A 12,585-nucleotide genomic window follows, 5' to 3' on the forward strand; every position below is an offset into this window, starting at 1 on the left:
CCCGGCGGGCCGCGCCGTGATCGGCGCGACCTCTCGGCGAGCACTCAGAACCGCAGCAGCACCTTGCCGTCCCGCCCGGGCACGGCGCTCGCGGCCGCGGCCTCTCGTGCCTGCTCGAAGGGGAACACCGCGTCGACCGGCAGCGCATCAGGCACGGGGACGAGCCCCGCGGCCTTCGCGACGAAGTACTCGCTCCATACGCCGAACGTTCCGCCGGTGGCCACGCGCTGCGCGAGCTTCAGGGCGTCGACGCCCTCACCGAGAGCCCTGAAACAGCGGTGTTCTTGTTCCGTTTTGGGACAGTAAACTGGAATAGTGAGCACGGAGCCTCCTTCGCCATCGCCGGGCGCCAAGTGGCCGGCACACGGCACCGACCGGCGCGAATGGCGCCAGTCGGTGCGCGGCGGCAGCCGCGAGGATCGGATGCTGCGTCACATCGATGCATCGATCCCGCCACGCATCGCCGACCTCACGTTCGACGCGTCATCCGACCTCCTCTCCGAGACCGAGCGCGCCGTCATCGAGATCGCGACGACCGACGCCGAGGCTCGCGCACAGTCGCACGCCCTGGGTCGGTTTCTCCTGCGGACCGAGTCTGCGGCGTCGTCGAAGATCGAGCGCGTCTCGGCGAGTGTCGGCGATTACGCACGCGCACTGGCCGGCAGCCGCTCCAACGCCAGCGCCGTGAGCATGGTGGCGGCCTCCGCTGCCCTGCATCGCATGGTGCAGCGGGCGGGCGAGGGCGGCAGCATCCAGCTCGACGATCTTCTCGCGGCCCACCGCGTGCTCATGGCCGACGATCCCGCCGAGTCGCACTACGCCGGGAGATTGCGCGACATGCAGAACTGGATCGGCGGAAGCAATCACAGCCCTCGGGGGGCGCTGTTCGTTCCCCCGCCACCCGAGCTCGTCCCGCGTCTTCTCGAAGACCTCCTCGCATGGGCGGCCCGCGACGACGTGCCGGCCGTCATCCATGCGTCGATCGCACACGCGCAGTTCGAGTCGATCCACCCGTTCACCGACGGCAACGGGCGCATCGGCCGGGCGCTGATCAGCGCGATCCTGCGGCGGCGGGGGGTTGCCCGCAACGTCGTCATCCCGCTCGCCAGTGGCATTCTCGCCGTGCGCGACGATTACTTCGCCGCGCTGACGTCATATCGCGAGGGCGATCCCGTGCCGGTGATCGGGATCGTCTGCCGGTCAGCGCAGGCCGCCGCCGTCGAGAGCCGGGCGTCGATGGATGAGCTGCGCGCGCTGCCCGACGAATGGAGGCGTCTGCTGACGGGGCGCAGGAGCCCTGCGGCCGACCGGATCATCGACGCACTGTTCGACAACCCGGTGATGGCGGCGGAGGAGATGATCGCCGCCTCTGGGTCGACCACCGCCGCGGCGTACGCGGCCATCGATCGGCTCGTGGATGCCGGCATCCTGGCCGAGATCACCGGCCGCAAGCGCGATCGGGTGTGGGCCGCGACGGATGCGCTCGGCGAGCTGGAAGAGCTCGACCGACGGGTCCAGGCCGCGATGACGTCCTGACCGGCGTGCCGCACGCGGAGGTGTGTCCGCGCGCCGTCTGGCACACGGACCCCTCCACATCCGGCGGTCAGCTGCGGGGAGGGTTCGCCGGCAGCCATTCCTCCAGCGTCGTCTCGAACACCTGCACCCCGGCCACGGGCATGAGCGTGCGCTCCTGCATGAGCGCACCGAAGTACGGCGCCTCGGGGTCGGTCACGACCTCACGTGCATCGCCGCGGAACGTCAGCCCACGACGCACCATCTCATCGAGTCCCATGACCTCGGGCCCGGCGATCTCGACGTCGGCGTTGAGCGGGGCTCCCGCGGCCGTGCGCGCGACGGCGGTCGCGACGTCCTCCGCCGCGATCGGCTGCACGAGGTTGCCCGGCAGGTGGATCGCGTCGCCGTTCCCCGACACCCCTGCGATGCCCGTGATGAACTCGAAGAACTGCGTCGCGTGAAGAATCGAATACGGGATGCCCGAATCGCGGATCAACTGCTCCTGAGCGGTCTTCGCGGCGAAGTACGAGATCGCATTCGGACGGTTCGTGCCGACGACGGTGAGTGCAACGAAGTGCCCGACGCCCGCCTCGCGCGCACCGGCGATGAGGTTCCTCGTCGACGTCGTGAAGAACTCCATCACGTCCGCCGGCGCGAACGACGGCGAGTTCGACACGTCGACCACCACAGCCGCCCCCTCCAGCGCTTCGGCGAGGCCCTCGCCGGTGATGGTGTTGACACCCGAGTTCGGAGAGGCCGGAACGGCCTCGTGTCCATGCGCGGTGAGCTTCGCGACGACCTTCGAGCCGATGAGCCCGGAGCCTCCGATGACGACGATCTTTGCCATGATGAGCCTTTCGTTCGAGGAGCGCGTGGGGCGGCGCTCATCATCTATGACCGGATCGGCGCCGGATCTGTGACAGTCCGGAGTCAGCGGTTCCAGTGCGTCAGCTTCTCGGGGTTGAGGACGAGCCACGCCTCGAGAATCACCCGGCCCCGAACACGGATGCTGAGCACCCCGGTCACGCGTCCTGCTCGGCACAGGACGACGCCCGGCATGCCGTTCACCGACTCCACCCGCAGCGACTGCGCCGCATCGATCAGCATCTCGCCGAGGTAATCCCCGACGATCGACGCGCCCTCGAGCGCCCGAGACGGAGCCGCCACGGCCCCACCGCCGTCGACGGTGAGGACGACGCTGGGGTGCAGCATCCGTTCCAGTCCGCGGGAATCACCCGCTTGCGCAGAGGCGGCCAACGCCCGAACGACACGTTCGTGCTGTGCGGGGCTCGCGGTCGAGCTCCGCACAGAGCGGTGCAGCCTCGCGCCAAGACGCCTGATCACGCCCCGACCTGGGCGACATGCCTGAGCTTGTCGGGGCTCATGACCCAGAGCAGGCGACGGATGCCGTCCTCCCCCGCCGTGACGGTGACGAGAGTCGTGACCTCCCCTTCCTCCGAGAGGGTGGCCGCGGGCTGCCCGTTGACCTCGACCCAGTCGATCTGCTTGCCGGTCCAGAAGTGGCTGGAGAACGCGGCGACGAACTTGGCGACGCGACTTCGCCCGACCACGGGGATGCGCGCTGCGAGCTTGACACCGTTGCCGTCGCTGTAGCTGACGACGTCCTCGGCGAACAGCCGCTCGAGGTCGCTCACGTCGCCCTTCTGCGCGGCGACGAGGAACGCCTCGAGCAGGCGGCGCTGCTCGGCGGCGGCCACCTCCGCCTTGCGTGCCGACTCCAGGTGCTTGCGAGCACGGCTGACGAGCTGGCGGGCACTGGCGACTGTCGCGCCGACGACGTCGGCGATGCGATCGTACGGATAGTCGAGCGCTTCGCGGAGGATGTACGCGGCACGCTCAGTGGGCGTGAGCTTCTCGAGCATGAGCAGGATCGCGTACTGCAGCGCTTCCCCGCGCTCGGCGCCGAGCGCGGGGTCGGCATCCGTGTTCACCGGCTCAGGCAGCCACGGTCCGATATACGTCTCGCGGCGAGCGTGCGCCGACTGCGTGGCGTTGATCGACAGCCGGGTTGCGACGGTCGCGAGGAACGCCCCCGGCTCCCGGATGCCGGCGCGGTCGGCGTTCTGCCAGCGGATCCAGGTCTCCTGCACGATGTCTTCCGCATCGGCCACGGTGCCGAGCATGCGATACGCGATGCCGAAGACGCGCCGCCGATGCTCGTCGAAGACCGCGACCGCGAGCGCGATGTCGTCATGATCGTTCATGCGCTCCGTGGTCTCGCCCATCGCGTCTGCCGCTCCCATCGTCGCGCTCAGCGTACGCCCGCGACGAGCGTCCGTTTCCAGCTGAGACCGGACACGACAGCGATCTGTGACGGATCGACGGAAAGTCGGAGCTCAGCCGACCTGTGGCTTCGGAGGGTTGTGCATGAACTCGATGCGGATGCCGTTGTCGTCCTCGACGAACGACGCGTAGTAGCGCTCGTTGAAGCGCGGGTAAGGCTTGGGGTCGCGCACCGCGCTCCATCCCGCGGCCAGAGCGATGGCGTGGAGCCGATCGACTTCGTCACGGGAGTCCACGGCGAATGCCAGGTGCTGCCAGCCGACGGTCCCGTGTCTGTGGGGGCCGGTCCCAGGTTCCCGCGCGGGGAAGAGGATCAGTTCCGTCTCGTCCTCGACGTACCAGGCGACCCCGACGTCACCGTCGGTGCGCTCCATACCGAGCGCCGTGAGCACGGGGTCGAACTGGGCGACGGCGCGCGGCAGGTCATCGACGGTGACGCCGAGGTGATCGAGGAGGGGCATCGGGCCAGTCTGCCCCATCGCGCGACGTGCGGGAGCGCTGGTCGCTGGGGCAGACTTGATGGGAGCCTCGGCGAGCGGAAGGGTGCCCGTGAAGATCAGCGAACTGCAGCGGTTCGTCGCCATCGTCGACGAGGGAATGCATGTGCCGCGTGCGGCGGACGCGCTCGGCGTGCCGTTGGCGTCGCTCTACTCCACGATCGACAAGCTCGAGACCGAGGTCGGGCACCCGCTCTTCACGCGCAGCAAGCCGAACTGGTCCCTCACTGCCGCCGGCGCGCTGCTGCTCGAAGAGGCCAGGATGCGGATCACCGAAGCCCCGGCGCCCGCCGCGAAGCCGAAGGTTTCCGCGGGCGGCAAGGCCAAGGCTTCCAAAGGCAAAGGGCGCGCGCCCATCGTGAAGGGGCAGCCGAAACCGTACAAGAAGCGTCAGGGACGCTAGGCGTCCCTCGATCTCGCGAGGCTACAGCTCGGTGACGCGCCCGGCGTCGACGCGCCAGTGGCGGTCGAGCTGCACCGCGTCGAGCATCCGCCGATCGTGGGTCACCAGCAGCAGCGTCCCCCGATAGGACTCGAGGGCCTGCTCGAGCTGCTCGATCGCCGGCAGATCGAGGTGGTTGGTCGGCTCGTCCAGCACGAGCACGTTGATCCCCCGCGCCTGCAGCAAGGCGAGGGCGGCCCTGGTGCGCTCCCCCGGCGACAGCTCGTCCACCGGTCTACTCACGTGAGCGGCTTTGAGGCCGAACTTGGCGAGCAGGGTGCGCACCTCGCCGGACTCCATCGCAGGCACGAGCTCACCGAACGCGGCGGCGAGCGCCTGCGATCCCATCAGCAGCGAGCGGGCCTGATCGATCTCGCCGATCTCGACGTTGGCCCCGACGCCCGCTGTGCCCGCGGTCGGCGCCTGGCGGCCGAGCAGCGCACGCAGCAGCGTGGACTTGCCGGCGCCGTTGTGCCCCGTGATGCCGATCCGCTCCCCTGCGTTGACCTGCAGGGACACCGGCCCGAGCGTGAACGAACCCTGCTCGAACACGGCGGAGCTGAGCGTCGAGACCACGGTGCTCGACCGCGGCGCGGCGCCGATCGTGAACTCGAGCTGCCACTCCTTGCGCGGCTCCTCGACCTCCTCCAGCCGCGCGATGCGGCTCTCCATCTGCCGCACCTTCTGCGCCTGCTTCTCGCTGGACTCGGTGTTGGCCTTGCGCCGGATCTTGTCGTTGTCGGGAGACTTCTTCATCGCGTTGCGCACGCCCTGGCTCGACCACTCCCGCTGCGTGCGCGCCCGCGCCACGAGATCGGCTTTCTTGTCGGCGAACTCGTCGTACTTCTCCCGCGCGTGCCGGCGAAGTGTCGCGCGTTCCTCGAGGTAGGCGTCGTACCCGCCGCCGTAGACGCGGTTCGAGTGCTGCGCGAGGTCGAGTTCGAGCACCCGGGTCACGCAGCGAGCGAGGAACTCGCGATCGTGGCTGACCAGCACGACACCGCCACGGATGCCGCGCACGAAGGTCTCGAGCCGATCGAGGCCATCGAGATCGAGGTCGTTGGTGGGTTCGTCGAGCAGGACGACGTCGAACCGCGAGAGCAGGAGCGCCGCGAGCCCGACGCGCGCGGCCTGGCCGCCCGAAAGCGCCGTCATCCCCGCCTCGTCGGCGGAAGTGCCACCGAGGTCGAGCCCCAGGTCGGCGAGCACGACCGGCATCCGCTCCTCCAGGTCTGCGGCGCCGCTCGCCAGCCAGCGGTCGAGCGCGGTCGAGTACGCGTCGGCGGGGTCGACGCCGAGCGGAGCGAGCGTGGCGTCGCCGAGTGCGGCGGCCGCAGCATCCATGTCCCTCGTCGCCTGCGCGCACCCCGTCCGACGCGCGATATACCCGGCCACCGTCTCGCCCTCGACCCGTTCGTGCTCCTGGGGCAGCCAGCCGACGAACGCGTCAGCGGGCGAAAGGCTGACGGTACCCGCCTGCGGCTCGTCGACGCCGGCGAGCAGACGCAGAAGCGTGGACTTGCCGGCGCCGTTGGCGCCGACGACACCGACGACATCCCCCGGCGCGACAGTCAGGTCGAGCGCGTCGAACAGCGTGCGGTGGCCGTAGCCGCCGGCCAGGCCGCGCGCCACGAGTGTTGCGGTCATCAGACAATCCTCTCAGCGCGCGCCCGGAGCGCTGACCCGATGGACGCTGGTGACGCCCATCACCGGCTCACGCCGGTGAGTTCAGCCCGATCCTGTTGCCCTCGCTGTCTTCGACGTAGGCGTAGACGCCGCGACCGCCGGTGATCTCGGTCTTCGGCACGAGAATGCGTCCTCCCGCCGGCTCGACCCGTGCCAGCCAGTCGTCGATCGAAGGGCTCGCGTCGAAGTAGACGCGCGATCCGAAGTGCGACGGCTCGTCTTCCGGGGCCGCGAACAGGCATCCCGCCGCACCCCCGTCCGCCGCGGCGAAGATGGCGGTCTCCTTGCCGGGCCCGACGGGGAGCCGGATGAGCTTCTCGGCCGTGAGCGCCTCGTAGAACGCGATAGCTCGCGTCATGTCTGCCACGGGGATGTCGAACCACACGACTTTGGACATTGCATCGTCCTCCTTCGGACGTCAGGCTCTTTGACACAGCGATCATCCCGTACGACGCGGACAAATTCCGTCCGTAATGCGTACTCGGGCGGTATCGGTCGTCTTGCGCCCCCTCGGCGGCGAGGTCTACGGTCACGCCCAGGGAGATGCCCGTGCTCGCCTGGGGACGATGGGTGGTGACGCTGGGGGCGGTACTGCTTCTGGCCGGCTGCAGCGCGCCCTCGTCCGCGATTCCACCGGCACCGACCACGCACTGGCATGCGCCGGCGCCTCCCGCTGCCGGACAGGTGACGCCGTCGCCCGCGAACGCGGGCGGATCGAGCCTCGTCACGATCGACCCGATCGGCTTCGGGTTGAGACCTGGAACGGGTCCTGAACGCCTGTCGGCCTGGGCGACGCAGTACTGCGAGCTCAGCGGCCTCTCACCGTGCACCGGGATCGCGGATCGCGCCGTCCCGCTCTGCATCGAGCGAGTGGACTGCCACCCGGCCCTGCTCGTGCCCTTCAACGAGGGCACAGGGGCGTTCGTATACGGAGGACGGTTCACGGTACCGATCGTCTACGCCGTCTGGCTGTCGGAAGAGGATCCGCTGATCGCACCATTCGGCAGCACACGGAACGTCCTCCATTCGCACCTTCTCACCGTGGGAGTCTGTCCGGACCAGGGAGGCGGGTACCCGCGCGGGCCCGCCTGCCCGCCACAAGAGCAGCTCGCTGATTCTCCCTAGGGGCTATGCCCAATCGACGGCCGCGCACGGCGGTGAGACAGTGAGGCAGGCTACCCGAGCCTTCACCTCAGATCCCCACTTGTGAGGTTGGTCATGAACACTCGTCGATCCATCGCCATCGTTGCGGCCGCGCTCATCGCCTCGGTCTCACTCGGAGCCGCGGGAGCCTCAGCCGCACCACCGACACAGACGGACGCCACGGCGGTCGCCCATTGGAACGAGGTGGCGGCGAACACGCTCGTCGCCATTCCCGGACCCGACGGCGGCGCGCCTCCTGCCTACCAGATCAACATGGCCATGACGCAAGGAGCCGTGTACGACGCGGTGACAGCGATCGGTCCGAAGCAGTATCAGCCGTATCTCCTCAGGCAGCGGTTCGGTGCGAAGGCGTCGATCGACGCGGCGGTGGCCACTGCGGCTTACGAGGTTCTGACGAACCTCGTATCGACCGCGCCCGAGATCGCGCCGTTCCCGGGCAGGGCGGGCCTGCTGGCCGCGCTCGACACCCAGTACATGTCGTCGATCGACGACATCGCCGACGACGCCTTCAAGAAGCAGGGCATGGCCGCGGGCCACGCGGCAGCAGACGCGATGTTGCAGGCACGGCAAGACGACGGACGTTTCGGCCCGTCGCAGTGGCTGCGCGATCCGCGCCCCGGGCACTGGTCGCCGCTGCTCAACGCGGCGGGTCAGGAAGTCCTTGACCCGACGCCATGGGTGGGCGGCGTCGAGCCGTTCCTCGTCGAGAGCGCGTCTCAGTTCCGCTCCGCTCCACCGCTGGCACTCGACAGCCCTGAATACGCCGCCGAGGTGAACGCGGTACAGACGCTCGGCAGGTCGACGGGCTCGACCCGAACCGCTGAGCAGACGTACGTCGCGCAGTGGTGGCAATGGCCGCCGATCCTCGCATGGAACGAGGTCGCCCGGCAGCTGATCGTCGCCGATGACCTCAGCGCCACCGACGCCGCGCGGCTCCTCGCGCTGCAGAATCTCAGCGGGGCCGACGCCCTGATCACATGCTGGGCGGACAAGTACTACTACGACTTCTGGCGGCCCTGGAACGCGATCACGCGTGCTGACGAAGACGGCAACGAGGCGACCACCGCCGAGCCCGGCTGGACCGCACTCATCACGGCTCCGTACCCCGAACACCCGTCGGGACACAACTGCAACGACGGCGCGCACGGCGCGATCCTCCGCATGTTCTTCGGCGACGTGATCGCGGGCGGTTTCCAGATGACGAGCACGTCGGCGGCACTTCCGGCCGGCGCGCAGCGGGTGCGGACGTTCCAGACGTTCTCGCAACCGCTGTCAGAGCTGATCGACGCCCGCATCTGGGCTGGTCTGCACTTCCACCACGGCGACGTCGAGGGTCAGCTGCTCGGCGTGAATGTCGCACAGTACGGCGCTACCCACCACCTGCAGGCGGTGGGCCGCTGACAACGTGTCAGCCGGCCACGACGAACCGCGGCAGATCGAGAACGCCCGTGCGCGCCGCCTCAACGGCGGCGCGCACGGCGCCGACCGACACGATGTCGGCACCGAGTTCCGAGGCGACGATCTCGGGTGCCGGCAGGTCAAGCTCCTGCGGGAGTGCGTCGAGTGCGGCCTCGATCACGGGCGCGGCGCCCGCGGCGACGGCGCCGGACACGATGATCCGGCGGGAGTCGAACAGGCTCCCCAGCACACCGGCGACCACAGCGAGGGTCTCTCCGACCTGCCGTGCGACGATGATCGCGCCCGCGTCGCCGTGCGAAGCGAGCATCAGCACCGTCTTGCCGTCGATGTCTGCCGCGTCGAGTTCTCGCAGCGCACTCGATGCTGGAAGGGCCCCCTTCGCCAACGCCCGGCGTGCCAGCTCGGCCGCCCGATATCCGAGTCCCCACGCGCCCTCGACGCCCGCGACATGATCGAAGGCGACCATCTCGGCGGCCCCTCCATGCGCACCACGGAGAGGAGTCCCGTCGACCCAGACCCCCGCACCGAGACGCTCTCCCGCGAGCAGGGTCACGAAGTCGTCGTAGCCGACCGCCGCGCCCACCGCACGCTCCGCCACCGCTGCGAGAGATGCGTCGTTCTCCACCCGCACTATCGGCGCCCACTTCCCGAACAGGTCACCGAATGACGGGTTCATGCGGCGCCAGAAGTCGTCGCGGTGCGGCGGCGACGAGCCATTGCGGTCCACCGGCGCCGGAACACCGACGCACAGCGCCGTGACGTCTGCCCGGTTGAGTCCTGCTGCCGCGAGAGCCTGGTCCACCACCTTCTCGACGTCGCGACGCCTGTCTTCCGCGGAATCCTGCGACGAATCCGCCGCCAGATGGCTGACCGCCCGGGGGTCACCTCGCAGATCCGCGACCGTCGCCGTGAGGCGTGCGCGCCCCGCGTCCACCCCGACCACGTATCCGGCGTCGGCGCGGAAGGCGAACCGCCTCGCCGGTCGCCCTTTCTGGTACTCCCCCGCGGCACGGGCGTTCGGAAGCTCAGCCAGCAGTCCGCGCTGCACAAGTTCGTCGATGACGTCGATCGCAGTCGACCGCGTGAGCCCCACGTTCTCGATCACATCCGATGCCGTGAGCGCTTCGGCGTCCCACGCGAAGCCCAGCACGGCATCCAGACTCGCACGACGAAGTGCCGTCGGGGTGAGCAGCGATTGTGGCATCGGGCCTTGACCTTTCACGCGTTCCTCGTCATTATGGTCCACACCCAGTTGATTCGGTGAGTAAATCTACTCTTCGAACCAACATTCCCCGAAACCTACGGAATAAGGACAACGACGTGCCTGCAGCATCCGTCATCCTCCGCCGCGCGAGCGCGACCGCCGTCGCCGTCGCGCTCGTCGGCACCTCGCTGGTCGCGTGCTCCGGCGCGCAGACCGGCCCCGCCGAAGTAAGGTTCCACCTCAGCAAGCCCGAGGCGATCCCCTACTTCCGCGATCTCATCACGGAGTACAACGCGAGCCAGGACGAGGTCGAGGTCGTCTTCGACACCTCGTCGAACCTGCAGGCGGGCTTCCTGCGCGGCAACCCGCCCGACCTCGGGCTGCTCAACTACAACATGGAGATGGCGCGCTTCATGGAGCGCGGCGCCCTCAGCGACCTGAGCGACATGCCCGAGGCCGACCGCATCCTCCCCGAGGTGCAGGATCTCGTCGACCAGTACGCCACCTACCCCGGACGCACCAGCGTGCTGCCGTACTCGGTGATGGCGGCATCCGTCATCTACAACAAACAGATCTTCGAGGAGCAGGGCCTCGAGGTGCCCACCACGTGGGACGAGCTCATCGAGGTCTGCGACGCGCTCAAGGTCGCGGGCATCACCCCCTTCTACGCCACCTTCAAGGACCCGTGGACGGTCGGCCAAGGCTGGTTCGACTACTCCGTCGGCGGCGACGTCGACGTGGCGTCGTTCTACGACGAGATGAACGAGCTCGGCACCGAGGTCGGTCCCGACTCCGAGGTGTCGTTCCAGAAGACGATGGCCGACCCGGTCGACCAGATGGTCGAGCTGACGAGCAATTACGTGAACGAGGATGCTGCGAGCCGAGGGTACGGCGACGGCAACCTCGCCTTCGCCAAACAAGAGGGGGCGATGTACCTGCAGGGGCCGTGGGCGTTCGGCGAGATCGACAAGACCAACCCCAACCTTGACCTCGGCACGTTCCCGCTGCCGATGACCGACGACCCCGACGACAACAAGGTGCGGGTCAACATCGACCTCGCGGCGTGGATCCCGGAGGCGTCCGACCAGAAGGAGGGGGCGCGCGACTTCTTGAGCTACCTCTTCCAGAAGGACGTGATGGACGAGTACAACGCCGCGTTCCTGGGCTACGGCACCACGACCGACTCGGCTCCCGTGACCGACGAGCGCATTCTCGGCATGAAGGAGTACTACGACGAGGCGAAGTTCTACCAGGGCGCCTCGAAGGCGATCCCGCTCACCATCCCCACCGACAACTACATGCAGGGCATCGTCACCGGTGAAGACCCCGAGCGCACGCTCGCGAGGCTCGATGCCGACTGGGCCCGACTGGCGCTCCGCCAATAGCGCGACACGAAGGGAACGCACTCATGGCAACTACCACGGCCACCGTCACGGTGCCGAGATCGGGCCGGCGCGCCGGTGCGGCGACGATGCCGCGCACGCGCCGGAAGGTGGAGGGGGTCTACTACCTCTTCCTTCTGCCCGCGCTGATCCTGTTCACGCTGGCGATCACGATCCCCGCGATCATCGGCATCTTCTTCAGCTTCACCAACTCCATCGGCTTCGGAGACTGGGAGTTCGTCGGGCTGATCAACTACATCGCCGTCTTCACCGACCCCGCGATCCTGCAGAGCTATCTGTTCACCTTCTGGCTCGCCTTCGTCGTGGTGATCGTGGTGAACATCCTCGCATTCCTGCTCGCGGTGGGACTGGTGTCCCGGGTGCGCCTGAAGACAGGGCTGCGAACGATCTTCGTGATCCCCATGGTGATCTCGGGCATCATCATCGCCTACGTCTTCAACTTCCTGTTCTCCAACTCCGTACCGGCGCTGGGGCAGCTGTGGGGCGTCGGGTGGCTGAGCGAGAGCATCCTCGCCAACCCTGACCTGGCGTGGGTCGCGATCGCGATGGTCACGGCGTGGCAGGCGATCCCCGGAACCCTCCTCATCTACATCGCCGGACTCCTGTCGATTCCCGGTGAGGTGTATGAGGCGGCCGACATCGACGGCGCCGGCAAGCTGCAGCAACTGCTGCGCATCACGCTGCCGCTCGTCGCGGGCTACGTCGTGATCAACGTGATCATCGGCTTCAAGGACTACCTCAACGCCTACGACATCATCGTCGGCCTGACCAACGGCGGGCCTGGAACCGCGACGCGCAGCATCGCCATGACGATCTTCACCGGCTTCTCGGGCGGCGACTACGCCTACCAGATGGCGAACGCGACGATCTTCTTCGTCATCACGCTGACCCTCGCCCTTCTCCAACTCCGACTCACTCGCGGAAGGAACGTGTTCTGATGGCTACGCAGCC

The 12,585-nt window shown here is 68.4% G+C and carries 13 protein-coding genes; 5 read left to right on the forward strand and 8 right to left on the reverse strand.

Annotated elements, in window-relative coordinates:
• Positions 1–44 precede the first annotated feature (44 nt).
• Positions 45–224: a hypothetical protein gene (locus ACVN90_RS11000; RefSeq protein WP_475098305.1), complete on the reverse strand. Its 180-nt coding sequence runs from the start codon at positions 222–224 to the stop codon at positions 45–47.
• Between the two features lie 91 nt (positions 225–315).
• On the opposite strand from ACVN90_RS11000, the gene ACVN90_RS11005 reads away from it, so the two are divergent.
• Positions 316–1,536, forward strand: a complete 1,221-nt coding sequence (locus tag ACVN90_RS11005; RefSeq protein ID WP_475098306.1) for a Fic family protein — start codon at positions 316–318, stop codon at positions 1,534–1,536.
• A 67-nt stretch (positions 1,537–1,603) separates the two neighbouring features.
• Here ACVN90_RS11005 and ACVN90_RS11010 read toward each other — a convergent pair whose 3' ends face one another.
• The 4 genes from ACVN90_RS11010 to ACVN90_RS11025 form a co-directional block, all read right to left on the reverse strand.
• A complete protein-coding gene (locus tag ACVN90_RS11010) occupies positions 1,604–2,362 on the reverse strand; it encodes an SDR family oxidoreductase (protein WP_475098307.1) in 759 nt (252 codons plus the stop codon).
• Between the two features lie 83 nt (positions 2,363–2,445).
• Positions 2,446–2,727 carry a hypothetical protein gene (locus tag ACVN90_RS11015; protein ID WP_475098308.1) on the reverse strand — a complete coding sequence of 94 codons (282 nt, stop codon included), beginning with the start codon at positions 2,725–2,727 and terminating at the stop codon, positions 2,446–2,448.
• A 128-nt stretch (positions 2,728–2,855) separates the two neighbouring features.
• Entirely contained in the window at positions 2,856–3,779 is a 924-nt protein-coding gene (locus ACVN90_RS11020; protein ID WP_475098309.1) for an RNA polymerase sigma-70 factor, read from the reverse strand.
• Positions 3,780–3,872: 93 nt separating this feature from the next.
• Complete coding sequence (locus tag ACVN90_RS11025; protein ID WP_475098310.1) at positions 3,873–4,280, reverse strand: VOC family protein; 408 nt, start codon at positions 4,278–4,280, stop codon at positions 3,873–3,875.
• An 88-nt stretch (positions 4,281–4,368) separates the two neighbouring features.
• Here ACVN90_RS11025 and ACVN90_RS11030 point away from each other — a divergent pair, with 88 nt between their 5' ends.
• Positions 4,369–4,719, forward strand: coding sequence for a LysR family transcriptional regulator (locus tag ACVN90_RS11030; RefSeq protein ID WP_475098311.1), 351 nt, complete (start codon positions 4,369–4,371; stop codon positions 4,717–4,719).
• A gap of 21 nt (positions 4,720–4,740) precedes the next feature.
• Here the strand turns inward: ACVN90_RS11030 and ACVN90_RS11035 are convergent, their stop codons facing one another.
• The gene (locus ACVN90_RS11035) at positions 4,741–6,405 is read right to left on the reverse strand and encodes an ABC-F family ATP-binding cassette domain-containing protein (RefSeq protein ID WP_475098312.1); all 1,665 of its coding nucleotides are present in this window, start codon (positions 6,403–6,405) and stop codon (positions 4,741–4,743) included.
• Between the two features lie 67 nt (positions 6,406–6,472).
• Entirely contained in the window at positions 6,473–6,841 is a 369-nt protein-coding gene (locus ACVN90_RS11040; RefSeq protein ID WP_475098313.1) for a VOC family protein, read from the reverse strand.
• An 821-nt stretch (positions 6,842–7,662) separates the two neighbouring features.
• On the opposite strand from ACVN90_RS11040, the gene ACVN90_RS11045 reads away from it, so the two are divergent.
• Positions 7,663–9,009, forward strand: coding sequence for a vanadium-dependent haloperoxidase (locus ACVN90_RS11045; RefSeq protein ID WP_475098314.1), 1,347 nt, complete (start codon positions 7,663–7,665; stop codon positions 9,007–9,009).
• Positions 9,010–9,016: 7 nt separating this feature from the next.
• Here the strand turns inward: ACVN90_RS11045 and ACVN90_RS11050 are convergent, their stop codons facing one another.
• Positions 9,017–10,231: an ROK family protein gene (locus ACVN90_RS11050; RefSeq protein ID WP_475098315.1), complete on the reverse strand. Its 1,215-nt coding sequence runs from the start codon at positions 10,229–10,231 to the stop codon at positions 9,017–9,019.
• A gap of 116 nt (positions 10,232–10,347) precedes the next feature.
• Here ACVN90_RS11050 and ACVN90_RS11055 point away from each other — a divergent pair, with 116 nt between their 5' ends.
• Together ACVN90_RS11055 and ACVN90_RS11060 are read left to right on the forward strand one after the other, a co-directional pair.
• On the forward strand, positions 10,348–11,616 hold the full coding sequence (locus tag ACVN90_RS11055) for an ABC transporter substrate-binding protein (protein WP_475098316.1): 1,269 nt from the start codon (positions 10,348–10,350) through the stop codon (positions 11,614–11,616).
• A gap of 86 nt (positions 11,617–11,702) precedes the next feature.
• On the forward strand, positions 11,703–12,572 hold the full coding sequence (locus ACVN90_RS11060; protein ID WP_475102101.1) for a carbohydrate ABC transporter permease: 870 nt from the start codon (positions 11,703–11,705) through the stop codon (positions 12,570–12,572).
• Positions 12,573–12,585 lie beyond the last annotated feature (13 nt).

The organism is Microbacterium sp. F01 (assembly GCF_056156365.1).

Coding starts and splice junctions, on each gene's coding strand:
- ACVN90_RS11010 (WP_475098307.1), bottom strand. CDS start 2,362: ATGGCAAAGATCGTCGTCATCGGAGGCTCCGGGCTCATCGGCTCGAAG.
- ACVN90_RS11015 (WP_475098308.1), bottom strand. CDS start 2,727: ATGCTGCACCCCAGCGTCGTCCTCACCGTCGACGGCGGTGGGGCCGTG.
- ACVN90_RS11020 (WP_475098309.1), bottom strand. CDS start 3,779: ATGGGAGCGGCAGACGCGATGGGCGAGACCACGGAGCGCATGAACGAT.
- ACVN90_RS11025 (WP_475098310.1), bottom strand. CDS start 4,280: ATGCCCCTCCTCGATCACCTCGGCGTCACCGTCGATGACCTGCCGCGC.
- ACVN90_RS11035 (WP_475098312.1), bottom strand. CDS start 6,405: ATGACCGCAACACTCGTGGCGCGCGGCCTGGCCGGCGGCTACGGCCAC.
- ACVN90_RS11040 (WP_475098313.1), bottom strand. CDS start 6,841: ATGTCCAAAGTCGTGTGGTTCGACATCCCCGTGGCAGACATGACGCGA.
- ACVN90_RS11045 (WP_475098314.1), top strand. CDS start 7,663: ATGAACACTCGTCGATCCATCGCCATCGTTGCGGCCGCGCTCATCGCC.
- ACVN90_RS11050 (WP_475098315.1), bottom strand. CDS start 10,231: ATGCCACAATCGCTGCTCACCCCGACGGCACTTCGTCGTGCGAGTCTG.
- ACVN90_RS11060 (WP_475102101.1), top strand. CDS start 11,703: ATGCCGCGCACGCGCCGGAAGGTGGAGGGGGTCTACTACCTCTTCCTT.